This is a genomic window from Duganella fentianensis (genome assembly GCF_964031615.1).
Taxonomy (GTDB): domain Bacteria; phylum Pseudomonadota; class Gammaproteobacteria; order Burkholderiales; family Burkholderiaceae_D; genus Rugamonas; species Rugamonas fentianensis_A.
The window spans coordinates 160786-175659 of sequence record NZ_CAXIQN010000020.1 but is presented as its reverse complement, the minus strand read 5'-3'; the positions used below and the strand labels follow the sequence as shown (position 1 = coordinate 175659).

General features: G+C 61.9%; 16 protein-coding genes. 6 read left to right on the top strand and 10 right to left on the bottom strand.

Translation table 11 applies throughout. The features are described from left to right. Positions 1–72: 72 nt before the first annotated feature. The 3 genes from ABNT42_RS15330 (at position 73) to ABNT42_RS15320 (ending at position 3876) form a co-directional block, all read left to right on the top strand. A complete protein-coding gene (locus tag ABNT42_RS15330) occupies positions 73–546 on the top strand; it encodes a cache domain-containing protein (RefSeq protein WP_348698379.1) in 474 nt (157 codons plus the stop codon). A gap of 229 nt (positions 547–775) precedes the next feature. After that, a complete protein-coding gene (locus tag ABNT42_RS15325; protein ID WP_348698378.1) occupies positions 776–3496 on the top strand; it encodes a two-component regulator propeller domain-containing protein in 2721 nt (906 codons plus the stop codon). A gap of 2 nt (positions 3497–3498) precedes the next feature. Continuing rightward, positions 3499–3876: a GGDEF domain-containing protein gene (locus tag ABNT42_RS15320; RefSeq protein WP_348698377.1), complete on the top strand. Its 378-nt coding sequence runs from the start codon at positions 3499–3501 to the stop codon at positions 3874–3876. On the opposite strand, the gene ABNT42_RS15315 is transcribed toward ABNT42_RS15320, so the two are convergent. The 4 genes from ABNT42_RS15315 to ABNT42_RS15300 form a co-directional block, all read right to left on the bottom strand. Beyond that, the gene (locus ABNT42_RS15315) at positions 3869–4138 is read right to left on the bottom strand and encodes a hypothetical protein (RefSeq protein WP_348698375.1); all 270 of its coding nucleotides are present in this window, start codon (positions 4136–4138) and stop codon (positions 3869–3871) included. The genes ABNT42_RS15320 and ABNT42_RS15315 overlap by 8 nt on opposite strands. 114 nt (positions 4139–4252) lie before the next feature. Beyond that, a complete protein-coding gene (locus ABNT42_RS15310) occupies positions 4253–5584 on the bottom strand; it encodes a permease (protein WP_348698374.1) in 1332 nt (443 codons plus the stop codon). Next, complete coding sequence (locus tag ABNT42_RS15305; RefSeq protein WP_348698373.1) at positions 5581–5823, bottom strand: DUF2249 domain-containing protein; 243 nt, start codon at positions 5821–5823, stop codon at positions 5581–5583. The genes ABNT42_RS15310 and ABNT42_RS15305 overlap by 4 nt, the downstream gene beginning before the upstream one ends. Next, positions 5820–6302 (bottom strand): hemerythrin domain-containing protein, encoded by a 483-nt coding sequence (locus ABNT42_RS15300; RefSeq protein ID WP_348698371.1) that lies wholly within the window; start codon positions 6300–6302, stop codon positions 5820–5822. The genes ABNT42_RS15305 and ABNT42_RS15300 overlap by 4 nt, the downstream gene beginning before the upstream one ends. A 158-nt stretch (positions 6303–6460) precedes the next feature. Between ABNT42_RS15300 and ABNT42_RS15295 the strand changes: the two genes are divergently transcribed. From ABNT42_RS15295 to ABNT42_RS15285, 3 genes are read left to right on the top strand one after another with little or no spacing between them, the layout of a single operon-like run. Next, positions 6461–7498, top strand: a complete 1038-nt coding sequence (locus tag ABNT42_RS15295; RefSeq protein ID WP_348698369.1) for a peptidase U32 family protein — start codon at positions 6461–6463, stop codon at positions 7496–7498. Positions 7499–7513: 15 nt separating this feature from the next. After that, positions 7514–8416 (top strand): U32 family peptidase, encoded by a 903-nt coding sequence (locus ABNT42_RS15290; RefSeq protein WP_348698367.1) that lies wholly within the window; start codon positions 7514–7516, stop codon positions 8414–8416. Beyond that, positions 8413–8928, top strand: coding sequence for an SCP2 sterol-binding domain-containing protein (locus ABNT42_RS15285; RefSeq protein WP_348698365.1), 516 nt, complete (start codon positions 8413–8415; stop codon positions 8926–8928). The genes ABNT42_RS15290 and ABNT42_RS15285 overlap by 4 nt, the downstream gene beginning before the upstream one ends. On the opposite strand, the gene ABNT42_RS15280 is transcribed toward ABNT42_RS15285, so the two are convergent. The 6 genes from ABNT42_RS15280 to nirK form a co-directional block, all read right to left on the bottom strand. Continuing rightward, entirely contained in the window at positions 8906–9619 is a 714-nt protein-coding gene (locus tag ABNT42_RS15280; protein WP_348698363.1) for an anaerobic ribonucleoside-triphosphate reductase activating protein, read from the bottom strand. The two genes, ABNT42_RS15285 and ABNT42_RS15280, sit on opposite strands and share 23 nt — an antisense overlap. 1 nt (position 9620) lies before the next feature. After that, positions 9621–9806, bottom strand: coding sequence for an anaerobic ribonucleoside-triphosphate reductase (gene nrdD, locus ABNT42_RS15275; RefSeq protein WP_348698362.1), 186 nt, complete (start codon positions 9804–9806; stop codon positions 9621–9623). A gap of 31 nt (positions 9807–9837) precedes the next feature. Continuing rightward, positions 9838–11850, bottom strand: coding sequence for a ribonucleoside triphosphate reductase (locus ABNT42_RS15270; protein WP_348698361.1), 2013 nt, complete (start codon positions 11848–11850; stop codon positions 9838–9840). A gap of 103 nt (positions 11851–11953) precedes the next feature. Then, the gene (locus tag ABNT42_RS15265; RefSeq protein WP_348698359.1) at positions 11954–12610 is read right to left on the bottom strand and encodes an SCO family protein; all 657 of its coding nucleotides are present in this window, start codon (positions 12608–12610) and stop codon (positions 11954–11956) included. 11 nt (positions 12611–12621) lie between these two features. Further along, complete coding sequence (locus ABNT42_RS15260) at positions 12622–13431, bottom strand: formylglycine-generating enzyme family protein (protein ID WP_348698357.1); 810 nt, start codon at positions 13429–13431, stop codon at positions 12622–12624. Positions 13432–13433: 2 nt separating this feature from the next. After that, positions 13434–14873 (bottom strand): copper-containing nitrite reductase, encoded by a 1440-nt coding sequence (gene nirK / locus ABNT42_RS15255; protein WP_348698356.1) that lies wholly within the window; start codon positions 14871–14873, stop codon positions 13434–13436. Between the last annotated feature and the right edge of the window lies 1 nt (position 14874).

The window sequence follows — 14874 nt, the reverse complement described above, 5'->3', positions numbered from 1 at the left end:
TTTGTGAATTTCCTCACCCAGTGCTATGCTATTTTCATCCCGTCGGCAACGCTCACTTAAGAGGAGATCACCATGAAGATGTTGGCAAAAACTGTTACTACCCTGCTGCTGGTACTGGGTCTGGGCTGGGGTGGCACGGCAGCGGCACAGGCGCAGGCGGCGCGCGGCACGGCCGACGAGGCGGTTGCCATGGTCAAACGGGCTGCCGCCTATCTGGGCAAGCATGGCAAGGACAAGGCGGTTGCTGCGTTTAACGATCCGAACGGCGAGTTTGTGGTTGGCGACCTGTACGTCATCATGCTCGACGAGAAAGGCGTGGCACTGGCACATGGGCAGAACCCCCGTATGGTGAACAAGAACATTCTGGAGATGATGGCGGGCGATGTCTACCCGATCAAGGAATTCATCAAGATTGCCAACACACCGGCCGGGCGCGGCTGGGTAAATTACCAGTGGCCTAACTCCATCAGCAAAAAAATGGAACACAAGAGCACCTATGTAGAGCGTGCCGGTGAGTACTATCTGGGTGTCGGCGTCTACCATTGAACGGCATTAAGCTACTCGGCAGTTGTAATCTTACAGCATTGTTTTTTTAGAATTTGATGTAAATACAGTTTCTAAATCAGATACTTAGTCAGTACGCCCCGCTCGCGGGGCGTTTTTTTTGTCGGACACAGCCGTTTAATCGGCCCAAGTCTGTGGGCTTCGGATAGACTCAGATCAGGCTAGCGCCCGTCAGTGCGGACGCGGTGGCTGTTTTCCGTAATCTGGATGCATGACATTGAACTGTGAATGCCGAACCAAGGGCTGTCGTCTGGCTCCCCCAGGGCTGCACCTGCTGCTGCAGCTAGCACTGTTCTGGCTGCTTTCAGCGTTAGTCGCCACTCTGCCGGCGCGGGCCGCCGAGCGCTGGGCCGGTCTGCGCGATGCCGTCTTCCAGAACTACACACAGGCCCAGGGCCTGCCTAATTCGATCGCCACCGCCATCGTCGAAGATGCCGACGGCTTCCTCTGGGTCGGCACCCAGAATGGCCTGAGCCGCTGGGACGGCTACCGCTTCCGTACCTATCAGCCGAATCCGTCCCAGCCCCGTTCGCTGCCCGATAACTGGGTGACTGCGCTGCACAGGGATGGTAAAGGCCAGTTGTGGATAGGGACCAGCGCCGGCGGTCTGGCCCGTTATGACGTGCAGGAAGACCATTTCATCAACTACCGGGTAGGCGACCATGGCCTGAGTCACATGGCCGTGAACGCACTGGCGCAGGATGGCGAACAAGGTTTGTGGATAGGTACGGGGGCCGGGCTGGACAGGCTCGATCTCGCCAGTGGGAACATCACTGCGCAGGGACGCAAGGAGCTGCCGGCTGTGCCCATCTTTTCTTTACTGGGCCAGCGTAGCGGTGCGCTGCTGGTAGGCACCCGTGCCGGTCTGTACCGGCGCTCCGGGGTGGACCAGCCCTTCCAGCAGGTGCCGATGGCGGGCACGCAAGGCGGGTCGATTGCTGTGCATAGCCTGTTCGAAGATGCACTAGGTCAAGTCTGGATCGGTACGCGCCATAACGGTGTATTCCGCATGGGAAGAAATGATGTGGTGGCGCAACAGTTTTCGCCGCCTGGCGAGGGCCATCACCTGTTGCAGCACAGCTGGGTGTATGCCATCGGCGCGGCAGGGCCGGATGAGGTCTGGATCGGTACCTACGGGCAGGGCGTACTCTCGGTGGATCTGCGCACCGATAGCTGCCGGCGTATCCGGCATGATCCCGCGCTGGCGAGCAGCCTGGCCGGTGACATCATTTTTGCCATCTTCACTGACCACAATGGCGCCATCTGGCTAGGCAGTCAGCGCGGCGTCAGCCGCCACGACGGCCAGCAGAAACTGGTCAGCACGGTGTTTGGCGATACCCGCCGTAGTGGCGGCATCCGTGCTGCCGATGTGTTTTCCGTCTATCCCCATAGTGACGGCCGCATCTGGCTGGGCCTGCAGGGACAGGGGGTGGATATCCTCGATCCCGAGCGTAGCGTGATCCAGCATGTGGTGGCGGACGCCGAGCACGCCGAAACGGCGTTGCCGGTCGACCATGTGTTCGATTTTGCCGAGACCAGCGGCGGTACCATGTTTGTGGCCACGGGGCGCGGACTGTACTGGGTGAATGGGGCCGGAACCAGTGTGCAGCGGGTCACCATTAACGGGCGCGCTCCCGCCGCCAGTACCTACCGTCTGCTGGTACTGGGTGACGATCTGTGGGTAGGCGGCCGTGACGATGGCATGTGGGTGCTGCCCCTGACGGGCGGGGCGGCGCGGCATATCGATGCAGGTCAGCTCAGCGATGGCCGGATTACGGCGCTGTACGCGGATGCGTCCAGCGCGCTGTGGATAGGTACCCGCAACGGCCTGAACCGGCTGGATCTGCGCAACGGCGTGATCAGCCGCCTGCTGCCGGACAAGAACCGGCCGCAAGCACTGGCGGCGGGTCTGGTGTCGTCCATCATGCGCGACCGCAAAGGGCGTCTGTGGGTGGCCACGCTGGGCGGTGGCATCCATGTGTTGCGCAATGAACAGACCGACCGGCTGCAGTTCGAACGCATCGGGCGCGAACAGGGACTGCCCAGCATGAATGTCGATACGCTGCTGCTCGATGGCAGCGGCAGGCTATGGGCGGCGACGGCAGATGGCATCGTTGCGCTGGATCCGGACAGTCAGGCCATGCGTATCTTCCATCAGGCGGACGGGGTGGCCATCAATGGCTACTGGGTAGGCTCGGGGGCGCGTACTGCACAGGGCGAACTGGTGTATGGCGGCGAAGGCGGCATCACGGTGCTGCGACCCACCGAAGTACAGGGGCGCGACTATCAGCCGCCGCTGGTGGTCACGGCGATACAGCTAGGTGGCAAGCCGGTGGCGTCGGCACGCTACAACCGGACCGGCCAGCGCACCGCGCTGGAAGTGGCCAGTTCGGCCGATAGCCTGACAGTGGAATTTGCCGCGCTGGACTTTACGGCGCCGGAGCGCATCGCCTACCGCTACCGGCTCGATGGCTTCGACGGCGACTGGATAGGCACCGATGCGCTGCGCCGCTCCGCCACCTACACCAATCTGGCGCCGGGGCAGTACAGTCTGCTGGTACAGGCGGCTGACCGCAATGGCAACTGGTCGCGCCAGATGCTGAACCTGCCCATCGTCGTGACGCCGGCGTGGTACCAGACGCTGTGGCTGCGTGCCTTGCTGGGGCTGCTGGTGCTGGGCCTGCTGGTCAGCGTGGTGCAGGCCCGTACCGCCTTGCTGCGCCAGCGCCAGCGGGCACTCGAGCAGCAGGTCGAGGAGCGTACGCTGGTACTGGAACAGACGGCGCAGGAACTGCGCTCGGCCAACGAGAGGCTGTTCCAGCTGGCCACCATCGATTCGCTGACGGGCTGCGCCAACCGTCACCATTTCATCGAACGGGCCCGTGAATATCTGGCGCTGATGAAACTACCAATCAGCCGCTGGCGCTACTGATCATGGATCTGGATGGTTTCAAACAGGTCAACGACCGCTATGGTCACCCGTTCGGCGATGCAGTGCTGCGCGCAGCCGTGCAATCGGCCCAGCTGACCATCCGCAGCACCGACACGCTGGGCCGCATGGGCGGCGAGGAGTTTGCCGTGCTGATGCCCGATACCGACAAGGAAGGCGCATGGCGTCTGGCAGAGCGGGTGCGGCTGGCGATAGCTGCGGCGGAAATCAGCAGCGGAGAGATCAGCATGCACGCCACCGTCAGCATCGGTCTGGCCATGCGCACGGCAGGCGAACAGTTCGATGCGCTGTATGTGCGCGCCGATATGGCGCTCTATGCGGCCAAGGAAGCTGGCCGCAACCGTACCGTGGTGGCTATCTAGCGGCGGGGCGGCGGCCGCGGCCACGACCATGCACGCCCGGTGCCAGCGCCGCGTCCAGCGGATTGTTGAGTGCGGCGTCATTGGCGCTACCCGGTGCTGCGCCGAACAGGGCGGCCACCATGGGATCGCGCCGCACCTGTACTTTTTTCGGGCGGGTAGGGAACAGCGTATCGTCGATCAGACGGTGGACGCGGTTGCCCTCGCGGTTAGTGGTAATGCTCAGCATAGGGCCTTGGTAGCTGTGCTCTGCATGGCAGGTCATGGTGCTCTCTCTCGGATGGACCGCCGAAAAGCGGACGCTGGGGTCTATTCTGTTCTGTTGCAGTGCAACGCGCTATTGGCCATAAGGACTATATCGCCTCTGCCGCCTGACTGATCAGCCCTGCACCGCACGCTGCAGGCGGCGGTACAGCCGCACTGCCGTCAGCAGATTGGCGCACAGGGCCAGACTGGCCAGCGCCAGCAGCAGCGCAGCAGGACGGGCCAGCAGGGCCGGTGCATAGCAGGCCGCCACCAGCAGCAGTACCGCACAGCCGTGCAGATAGAATTGCCAGCGGCCGTGGCGGGGCGGAATGATCTGGTTCACATTGGGGATGCTGTTCCCTCGCGGGCGGGTATCCTGCAGGTGATACCACGTCAGAAAAGGTACGATCTTGTACAGCATGCCGTTGATGGTGGAGAGTGCGACGCCGGTGATCAGCAGTGCGCCTATGGCCAGTTCGGTGGCAGGCACGGGCAACTGCGGCACAGTAGTGACAGCAGGCAGCTGCAGCGATATCGCCAGCAGGCCCGCGACCAGCAGGCTGGCCATGGCGTAGCGCCAGTACAGCGTGGTGGTGTCGGCGCTAGGGCGCTTGCGGCGTGCCAGCAGATACAGTGTGAGCGCGGCAAAGCCGCCATAGCCGGCGACGAGCAGCAGCTGCGTCAGCCGCTGCACCGCCACACCGGCGGCACCCAGCGTGCTGCTGATGGAGACGGCGCATAGCAGCAGGAACAGGCTGGTGCTGATGCGGCTGCGGGCACGCACGGGATAAGGTTCGGTCACCATGAACATGGGCACTACCTGCCAGGCGATGCCCATCACCAGCAGGCCGACCCAGCCCAGCAGCCCCCACAGCGCATGCAGATCCGTCAGCAGCGCCAACGGCAGCGGGATGGCGCCGGGCCAGATGAAGGCGCTGGCCAGCAGTGCTCCCAGTGTGATGGTAATCAGCAGGGCAGCCAGCGCCTGACGGATGGCCGCCACGACCTCGGCAGCGCCACTTTCAGGCTGCTGCCACAGACCGACCGTGCAGGCTGCCACAAACAGTAGCAAGGCGGCGAGCAGCAGGCAGGCTGCCGCGCCAAATAGCCAGGCTTGCGGCCAGCAGAAGGCACTGGCCAGCAGCACCGTGCCGCCGCACAGTCCCGCGTGGACCAGCGCACCGATGCGCAGCACCTGTGGCAGCGCCACGCCGGCTACCACGGGCAGCATCTGCATCAGTGCGCCCAGCATGGTCATGCTGACGCAGCCCAGTACCAGCAGATGGGTGATGGCGAGTGTGGTGGGTGACCAGCGGCTGACGAGCGCCGCATCGCCCTGCCAGAACAGCAGGGCGCAGGCGAATAGTACGGACAGGGGCGCCGTCAGGAAAAAGCGTAGCGGCAGCGAGTAGGGCGGATTGCTGTCGAATGACAGCACGCGGCGCGGCACGCTGGCACCGCTCATACGGGCGCTGTGATCCAGATCAAAACTTCATAGCGGCCATCGTCGCGCGCGCTGGTCAGATGCGAATAACCATTGCGTTGCAGTACCTGATACAGCGGCACGGGCTGGCGATCGATCAGCACGCGCAGGCGGCCATCCGCTGCCAGCAGGTCGAGCGCTTCGAGCACGCGCACCATGGGTTCCGGCGGTTCGAGACCGCTGACATCGATCACTACTTCGCTAGGGCTTTGCTGGTTCATGCTGCGACTCCAAGAGCGGGGTTCAGGCCTGCCATGCTGCTGCGGGCGAGCTGATCGAGCATGCTGGCGCTGTGTTCGCCCAGCAGCCGGTCAGCCATGGGGTAGAGCACATTCTCTTCTTTGAGATTGTGCTGGCGCATCAGCATGCGCAGGTGGTCGGCATCATCGAAGAAGCTGTCGATATCGGCATGCTCGATCGCGCCCAGCATCTGGCGCAGAATAGCACGCATCTGCTCGTGTTCGTGACGCATCACGACAGTGGGGCCGCCCTGATTACCTAGATGTTTTTCCAGTTCGGGGAACAGCAGGTGTTCTTCGCGCGCCAGATGCAGTTCGAACGCCAGCATGAAGCGCTGGAACGCTGCCGCGCCTTCAGCCAGACGGGTTTCGGCGACATGTTCTTCCGCCTGCATATAGAGATCATCGCAATGCTGGTGATCCTGCTCGAGATACTGGCTGATGGTACTAAGGTTACTCATGGTGAATTCTGCTTTACTAGACCGTCGGGATGACCATTGCATTGTCCCATCGCAGGAAGCTGGCTTTCCTTGATTCAAGTCAAGGATTTGGGGCTTGGCTACGGGATACAGTGCGAGGTCGCAAAAACATTTGCACTTCATTAAGCAAGTCCTTTCCTATGAGTCTACAAGCTAATTCTGCGGATTCCAGCGCGCGACCGATCGAACTGGTCTGCCCGGCCGGCAGCCTGCCAGCGCTGAAATCTGCCATCGATCTGGGTGCCGATTGTGTCTATCTCGGCTTTCGTGATGCTACCAACGCACGCAACTTCGCCGGTCTGAACTTCGACGATGTGGCGATCGCGCAGGGCATAGACTATGCCCACCGTCATGGCCGCAAAGTGCTGCTGGCCCTGAATACCTACCCGCAACCGGAAACCAGTGCCCTGTGGCGGCGCGCCATCGACCGTGCCGCTACGGCAGGGGTGGATGCAGTGATACTGGCCGACCCCGGTCTGATGCGCTATGCGTCGGAAAATTATCCCGATCTGCGCCTGCACCTGTCGGTACAGGGCTCGGCCACCAATGCCGAGGCGATTAATTTCTACAAGAAGAATTTCGGCGTGGCACGTGCCGTACTGCCCCGTGTGCTGTCGCTGGCGCAGGTGGAGCATGTGGTCAACAACACTGATGTCGAGATCGAAGTGTTCGGCTTCGGCAGCCTGTGCGTGATGGTGGAAGGCCGTTGTGCGCTGTCGTCCTATGTGACGGGTGAATCGCCGAATACCCACGGCGTGTGCTCGCCGGCCAAGGCGGTACGCTGGCAGCAAAGCCCGCGCGGACTGGAATCGCGCCTGAACGGCGTGCTGATCGACCGCTACACACCGCAGGAAAACGCCAGCTATCCCACCCTGTGCAAGGGCCGCTTCGACGTCAATGACGAGACCTATTACGCCGTCGAGGAGCCGACCAGCCTGAACACGCTGGAACTGCTGCCGCAATTGATCGATATGGGCGTACGCGCCGTCAAGATCGAAGGGCGCCAGCGCAGTCCGGCCTATGTGGCGCAGGTCACGCGGGTGTGGCGCGAAGCCATCGATCAGGCGCTGCAGAATCCGGCGCGTTACTCTGTCAAACCTAACTGGATGGCGGAACTGAATCAGCTGGCGGAAGGTCAGCAGCACACGCTGGGCGCCTATCATCGCGCCTGGAAATAAAGAGAGGAAAAGTACATGTTGAAACTTGCTCTGGGGCCGTTGCTGTACTACTGGCCACGTGCCAAGGTGATGGAGTTTTATGAAACGATGGCCGCCACTCCGGTGGACATCGTGTATCTGGGCGAGAGCGTGTGCTCGCGCCGCCATGAAGTGCGTGCTGCCGACTGGCTGGAGATCGCTGCCATGCTGGAGGCGCGCGGCAAGCAGGTGGTGCTGTCCACGCTGGCCCTGATCGAATCGAGTGCCGACGTGACGGCACTGCGCCGCCTGACGGCCAATGGCCGCTTCATGGTCGAGGCGAGCGATATGGGCGCGGTACAACTGCTGTCCGATCAAGGCCCGTTTGTGGCGGGTCCGCACCTGAATATCTACAACCCGCCCACGCTCGCGCTGATGGCAGAACTGGGCGCCACGCGCTGGGTCATGCCGCTGGAAATGGGGCGTTCCGGTCTGCAGGCTATGCTGGAGCAGCGGCCGCAAGGCATCGCCACCGAAGTGTTTGCCTATGGCCGCATGCCGCTAGCCTTCTCGGCGCGCTGCTTCACCGCGCGCAACCGCAATCTGCCCAAGGACGACTGCCAGTTCAGCTGTATCGAACATCCGGACGGCTTGCTGATGCAGACCCGCGAGCAGCAGCCTTTTCTTGTACTCAACGGCATCCAGAGCCAGTCGGCACTCGTGTACAACCTGATTAACGAGCTGGCGCAGATGGAACAGATGGGCGTGCAGGTTGCGCGTCTGAGTCCGCAAGCCCAGCATATGGACCAGATCATCGCCGCCTTCGACAGCGTGCGCAAGGGCGAAGCGGTGGCCGCCGAGGTGGCCGACGCCATGACAGCCTATATGCCGGCCGCCGGCTGCAATGGCTACTGGTACGGCAAGCCCGGCCTCGAACAGCGTATGGAGGAGACACTATGAACCCGAGCATGATCAATGCAAATCTCAACCCTAAGGCCGAAGTGGTGCCGCAGCTACCGGCCTTTCTGACGGCTTTAGGCCAGCGTCTGCCGGCCTATCCCGGTTCGCTGCTATGTGTGGCGGCGCTGAATCTGGTGCTGCGGCCACAGTTGCCGGACGATGTACGTAACAGCCTGCTAGGACGCCATCTGCGCGTGCGCGTCAGCGATGCCGGTGTGGCGTTCGACTTCAGCTGGAATGGCGCGGCGTTCACTGCGCGCCGTAGTGCCGGTGTGCCGGATCTGGAAATCGGCGCCTGCGTGGCCGACATGGTTGCGCTGGCGCGCCGTCAGCAGGACCCGGACACGCTGTTCTTCGCCCGCCGCCTGACCATGGAAGGCGATACGGAACTGGGCCTGCTAGTAAAAAATACGCTGGACGCGATGGAGGTGCCGCTGACGGAACTGGGCAAGCAGGCCGTGCTGCGCCTGCTCAAATTCCTGCCTCAGCCTAATGGTGGCGCCGTACGATGAAGTGTTTGAACAGCGGCGCTAGCTGCTGTTCCAGTGCCGCGGGCGGATAGTCGCCTGCGGCGTGCGCGCTGGCGATCAGTTGTTCGTCAGCGCAGCCCATGCTGCGGAATGCCTGCAGCACATAGTTCTCCACGCCGAGTTCAGCAAGTTGCTGCGCCATCGCCAGCAGGCTGGCCTCGGGCAGCAGCAGCGGGTGCACGGTGCTGCGGCATTCGTACGCCACGCCGCTGGCCAGTATCGCTTCGACACAGGCGCGCGCCGGATCGCCGCTATTGGCGATACCGGTAATCGCGGCATAGCGGCTAAACGGCGCTTTCACATCGAAGCCTACCCAGTCCACCAGCGGCAGCACGCTGCCCAGCCGGGCCGGATAGATGCAGGCCGTATGCAGACCCACTTTGAAACCCAGTGCGCGCACTTGCGCCATGGCGTCGCCGAGTGCCGGATCGATGGTGGCTTCTCCGCCGCTGAAGACCACGGCGTCGAGCAGGCCGGCGCGCCGTTCCAGCGTGGCCAGCAGGCTGTCCCATGCCAGCGGACTGGCGCTGGTGCGCTGCTGCAGATGGGGATTGTGGCAATAGCCGCAGCGCCACGGACAGCCCTGAACAAATACTACGGCGCTCAGGTGGTCCGGATAGTCGGTGGCGCTGAACGCCGTGTAGCCACCGACTTTGAAGGCGCTGGCGGACATGCTAGTGCTGCTTGGCGTTGCAGGGTTCGACGAAGTATTTACGTTCGTTGAACTCGCCCTGTTTGCCCGTGTTGAACGAGGACAGCGGACGGTGATAGCCCATCACGCGGGTCCAGATTTCGCACGGCTGGCGTTCGCTGTCGTCGAGTACGATGGTAGCTTGTGCTGGGTTGCTAGTGGTTTGCATGGTTGCTCCTTGAGTCAGAAGTTGGATGAGGTCAGGCTGGATTGGCAAGCTGGGCCTGCTTGCGTGCGATCAGATCGGCATCGCATTTCGGGCAGAATTTATGGCTGCCTTTCAGGTAGCCATGGGTAGGGCAGATCGAGAACGTCGGCGTCACCGTGATATATGGCAGGCCGAAGCGGCCCAGTGCGCGCTGCACCAGCGTGCGGCAAGCCTGCGCACTCGATAGCGCTTCCGTCATATACAGGTGCAGTACGGTGCCACCCGTGTATTTGCGCTGCAGTGCATCCTGCTGTTCGAGTGCTTCGAACGGATCGTCGGTATAGCCGACCGGCAGTTGCGAGGAGTTGGTGTAATAGGGCTGTTCCGGTGTGCCAGCCTGCAGAATATCGGGGAAGCGCTTGCGGTCTTCCTTGGCAAAGCGGTAGGTCGTGCCTTCGGCCGGTGTGGCTTCGAGGTTGTACATATGGCCGGTCTGTTCCTGGAATTCCAGCATGCGTGCGCGTACATGGTCGAGCAGGCGCAGTGCAAAGGCGCGGCCCCACTCGCTGGTGATATCTTGCTGGTTGACGGGATCGAAGTTGCGCAGCATTTCATTGATGCCGTTCACGCCCAGCGTCGAGAAGTGGTTACGCAGCGTGCCCAGATAGCGCTTGGTGTAAGGGAACAGGCCATTGTCCATATGGCGTTGAATCACCTTGCGTTTGATTTCCAGACTGTCGCGGCCCAGTTCCAGCAGGCGGTCCAGCGCGGCCAGCAGTCCCGCTTCGTCGCCCCGGTACAGATAGCCCAGACGCGCACAGTTAATCGTCACCACACCCAGCGAGCCAGTCTGCTCGGCCGAGCCGAACAGACCATTGCCCCGCTTGAGCAGTTCGCGCAGATCCAGTTGCAAGCGGCAGCACATGGAGCGGATCATGTTGGGCTTGAGTTCCGAGTTCACGAAGTTCTGGAAGTAGGGCAGGCCGTAGCGCGCCGTCATTTCGAACAGCAGTTCCGCATTCGGGCTATCCCACGCAAAATCGGGCGTGATGTTATAGGTTGGAATCGGGAAGGTGAAGGCGCGGCCATGGGCATCGCCGGCCATCATCACTTCGATGTAGGCGCGGTTAATCATATCCATTTCGGCCTGCAGATCGCCATAGCTGAACGGCATTTCCTTGCCCGCGATATGAGGTATCTGCTCGCGCAGGTCTTCCGGACAGACCCAGTCGAAGGTCAGATTGGTGAACGGCGTCTGGGTACCCCAGCGCGATGGCACGTTGAGGTTGAAGATCAGCTCCTGCATGTACTGGCGCACCTGGGTGTAATCGAGACCATCGTTGCGCACATACGGCGCCATATAGGTATCGAAGGAGCTGAAGGCTTGCGCGCCGGCCCATTCGTTCTGCAGCGTGCCGAGGAAGTTGACGATCTGGCCGATGGCGCTGTGCATGTGTTTGGGCGGGCCCGATTCGATCTTGCCCGGTACGCCGTTCAGGCCTTCGTTGAGCAGCGTGCGCAGCGACCAGCCGGCGCAATAGCCGGCCAGCATGTCGAGGTCGTGGATGTGCACATCGGCGTCGCGATGGGCCTGTCCTACGGCGGGCGGGTAGACGTGATTGAGCCAGTAGTTGGCGATCACCTTGCCCGACACGTTGAGGATCAGGCCACCCAGCGAATAACCCTGATTGGCATTGGCATTCACGCGCCAGTCGGCACGCGTCAGATATTCGTTGATGGAGGATTCCACGTCGACGATGGAACTGCGATCTTGCCGCAGTTGCGCGTGCTGTTCGCGGTACACCACGTAGCAGCGCAGCGTGGCGCGGTAGCCTGCATCGTAGAGTGCGCTTTCGACGGCATCCTGTATGCGCTCGACGCTGAGCGCTGTACCGGCTGGCAGCGCCTGTAGCTGCTGCAGCGCATAGTCGGCTAGCTGCTGGGCGATCGGCTGGTCGAATTCACCGCTGGCGCGGCCGGCCTGCAGCAGCGCGGCGGTGATGCGGGAGAGGCTGAACGGCTGTGTGCTGCCGTCCCGTTTGATGATACTGGTGAGCTTATCCATGCTATCCCCTTAAACCCTATATTTAGTTGGTTTTGGTAGATTAGACACTAGATATTGTGTGGTCAACCGTCAGGAAAGCTATTTCTGCTTTCCATGATCCAGATTAATTTTTCACCGACTTTAATAAGCTATTGATTTGCTTGATGAACTCGGGGTCGGGCGTGGTATCGAGACGGGTACTCACCGCCTTGGTCAGACCGCTGCCATCGAGCAGTGCAATACGGGTAGTGTGGTTGATCACGCCATCGCCGAGCTGACGAAACTTGATCTGGAGCGCACCGGCGAGCAAGCGGGTCTGGCTTTCGTCCTTGGCTACGGCCAGACGGAAGCGCTGCGGATCGAGCTGCTTGTTCTTTACTAGCTGGGCGAGACCGGCCGGGCTGTCATTGAAGGGATCTAGGCTGACCATCAGCACGCGCAGTTTGGCGGCGTTCGGCCCCAGTGCTTCCACTGTGCGCTTGAGGGTTTCGATGATGATGGGGCAGGCGGCATTGCAGTCGCCGTAGAACATGGTGACGAGGACCGGCGTGCCGGCCATCTCGCGCAGGCCGAAGCGCTGGCCTGCCGCATCGGTCAGGCTGATATCGAGCTGGTACAGCGAATTGCCGGGCAGGGCGGTACCGGCCGCGGCGCTGGGTTGGCTAGCACTGCTTAGGCTAGCACTAGCTGGGCTAGCGCCGGCAGCATGGGCCGATGCACTGCTGATGCCGAACGTGGCGGCCAGTGTGAGGGCGAGCAGCCGGTGGGCGGGGAGTTTCATGATGGTGTTCCTTATCGGGCAGGGGCGGCGTCGCGCGCGCAGCGGAAGCCCAGATTGGCGCCGTCCTGATTGGCTTCCATCGCCGACAGCAGGGCGAGGCGCATCAGGATGGCGTAGTTACGCCGGTCGGCCAGCGTGGCGGCGGCACCGCCACAGTAGTCGAGCAGCTTCTGTTCCCCTCTGGCGCGGCTGTCGGAATTGACGAACAGGCCGCTGTAATCTTCCACCCATTCCCACACGAGGCCGTGCAGGTCATGGATGCCATAGTAATTGGCCGGGCCGCCGGCCACGCTGCGCGGCGTGCTTTTGCCGGCGTCGGCGTACCAGTGCAGGATGGTGGCCAGCCATGCCTCGTCGTCGCGTGCATCGGCACGGGTGGCATCGGCCGCCGCGCTGTATTCCCATTCGTACCAGCGCGGCAGACGGGCATCTTCGCTTTCGCAATAGGCTTGCGCGGCAAACCAGCTGACGTGGATCACGGGCGCATCGGCGGCCATGGGGCTGTAATCGGTGGGACTGCGCCAGCCGGACAGATAGGCCGGTGCGACAAACAGGGCGGGAGCCGTGCCACGCTGCCATTCGGGATGCTGGCGGACAAAGGCGGCAAAATCGGCGTTGGTGACCAGACGGCTGCGCAGCTGGAAGGGCGCAACCTTGGCGTCGGCGGCTACACCGTCGGCAGGAAGTACCGTACGCAGGCTACCTCCTTGCACAGTTCGGTAGTCCGGTACGGCGGTATCGCTAGCATGAACGCTGGCCGCCGTAGCGGCCAGCAGTGCCAGCGCCGCCAGCCACGAGGGCCGGAGGGCGGGCGCTTGCATGATTAGCGTTTTTTGCGCATATCGCGCACTTGCTCAGGCGTCAGCACGGCCTGACCTTCGTTCAGTTCTACGCTGATGTAGTTGATGACAGCCGAGATATCCTCGTCGTTGAGGTCCTGCGCTGGCATCACACCATTGTATTTCTGACCGTTCACCACCATGGTGCCACTGCGGCCGTTCAGCACGATGTGGGCCATTTCGTATGGACGCTGCTGGAAGAAGTCCGAATGTGCCAGCGGTGGGAAGACACCGGCAACACCTTTTGCATCAGCCTGGTGGCAGACTGCGCAATTGGAATCGAACACTGCCTTGCCGCGGGCATGGGCGGCTGGCACGGCGGCGACGGCCGGTGCTGCAGCTTTAGCATCTTTGGCAGCTGGTTTGGCCGCTGGTACGGCTTTGGCAATCGCCGCTGCGGTCAGCGGTTTCTTGATGCCTTTGCTGTAGATCTCTGGTTTCTCTGGGCCAGCCACCGACAGCAGGCCGACCGCGCCCTTGTTGAATGCACGGGTCAGCGAGTGGTCAACCAGCGTCAGGTTGCCCGGTACACGCGGGGTGAATTCGACGATGGCCGAACCGCCGGCAGGCACCATGGTGGTCTGCACGTTTTCCTGATACTTGGTGCCGCCTTCGAAGTAGACCTTGTCGAAGATGGTGCCGATGATGTGGAAGCTGGAAGTGATGTTAGGACCACCCACGCCGAAGAACATACGGACTTTTTCATTGGCCTTGGCGGTCAGCGAATTGGCGCCCGTCAGCGCGCCGTCAGCGCCGTTAAACAGCACATAGGTAGGCTTCTCGTCGATGGCTTTCTGCATGTCGAAGTTCTGCAGGCCCGGTGCGCGGTAGTTACCTTCGGTGTAGAAGTCACCCTGCATCACGTAGTACTCTTTGTCGACTTTTTCCATGCCTTCTTTGGGTTCGACCATGATCAGGCCGTACATACCGTTGGCGACGTGCATGCCCACTGGTGCCGTGGCGCAGTGGTACACATACAGGCCAGACTGCAGTGCTTTGAAGGTGAAGGTGGCTTCGTTGCCGGGAGCGATCAGGGTCTGGGCTGCGCCGCCGCCTGGGCCGGTCACGGCGTGCAAATCGATATTGTGCGGCAGTTTGTTGTCTGGCAGATTGAGCAGATGCAGTTCGACGGTATCGCCTTCACGTACACGGATGAATTTGCCCGGTACGGTGCCGCCGAAAGTCCAGAAGGTATAGCGGGTACCGGGGGCGATTTCGCGCTCGACTTCTTCCACGGTCAGATTGACCACCACTTTGGCCGCCGTCTTACGGGTGATCGGTGGTGGCAGTTGCGGTGGGGCCACCAGTTCTTGCGTGATCACAGGCAGTTCAGGTTCCGCGGCCACAGCTGCGGTTGTACCGAGCAGAGCCAGCAGGGCCGAGGTGGCCAGAGTTGCTGCGCTCAGTTTGAATTTCTTTTTCATC

What these genes read in the sequence shown, in the direction of transcription:
- ABNT42_RS15330 (WP_348698379.1), top strand. Translation starts at nt 73, where the DNA reads ATGAAGATGTTGGCAAAAACTGTTACTACCCTGCTGCTGGTACTGGGT.
- ABNT42_RS15325 (WP_348698378.1), top strand. Translation starts at nt 776, where the DNA reads ATGACATTGAACTGTGAATGCCGAACCAAGGGCTGTCGTCTGGCTCCC.
- ABNT42_RS15320 (WP_348698377.1), top strand. Translation starts at nt 3,499, where the DNA reads ATGGATCTGGATGGTTTCAAACAGGTCAACGACCGCTATGGTCACCCG.
- ABNT42_RS15315 (WP_348698375.1), bottom strand. Translation starts at nt 4,138, where the DNA reads ATGACCTGCCATGCAGAGCACAGCTACCAAGGCCCTATGCTGAGCATT.
- ABNT42_RS15310 (WP_348698374.1), bottom strand. Translation starts at nt 5,584, where the DNA reads ATGAGCGGTGCCAGCGTGCCGCGCCGCGTGCTGTCATTCGACAGCAAT.
- ABNT42_RS15305 (WP_348698373.1), bottom strand. Translation starts at nt 5,823, where the DNA reads ATGAACCAGCAAAGCCCTAGCGAAGTAGTGATCGATGTCAGCGGTCTC.
- ABNT42_RS15300 (WP_348698371.1), bottom strand. Translation starts at nt 6,302, where the DNA reads ATGAGTAACCTTAGTACCATCAGCCAGTATCTCGAGCAGGATCACCAG.
- ABNT42_RS15295 (WP_348698369.1), top strand. Translation starts at nt 6,461, where the DNA reads ATGAGTCTACAAGCTAATTCTGCGGATTCCAGCGCGCGACCGATCGAA.
- ABNT42_RS15290 (WP_348698367.1), top strand. Translation starts at nt 7,514, where the DNA reads ATGTTGAAACTTGCTCTGGGGCCGTTGCTGTACTACTGGCCACGTGCC.
- ABNT42_RS15285 (WP_348698365.1), top strand. Translation starts at nt 8,413, where the DNA reads ATGAACCCGAGCATGATCAATGCAAATCTCAACCCTAAGGCCGAAGTG.
- ABNT42_RS15280 (WP_348698363.1), bottom strand. Translation starts at nt 9,619, where the DNA reads ATGTCCGCCAGCGCCTTCAAAGTCGGTGGCTACACGGCGTTCAGCGCC.
- nrdD (WP_348698362.1), bottom strand. Translation starts at nt 9,806, where the DNA reads ATGCAAACCACTAGCAACCCAGCACAAGCTACCATCGTACTCGACGAC.
- ABNT42_RS15270 (WP_348698361.1), bottom strand. Translation starts at nt 11,850, where the DNA reads ATGGATAAGCTCACCAGTATCATCAAACGGGACGGCAGCACACAGCCG.
- ABNT42_RS15265 (WP_348698359.1), bottom strand. Translation starts at nt 12,610, where the DNA reads ATGAAACTCCCCGCCCACCGGCTGCTCGCCCTCACACTGGCCGCCACG.
- ABNT42_RS15260 (WP_348698357.1), bottom strand. Translation starts at nt 13,431, where the DNA reads ATGCAAGCGCCCGCCCTCCGGCCCTCGTGGCTGGCGGCGCTGGCACTG.
- nirK (WP_348698356.1), bottom strand. Translation starts at nt 14,873, where the DNA reads ATGAAAAAGAAATTCAAACTGAGCGCAGCAACTCTGGCCACCTCGGCC.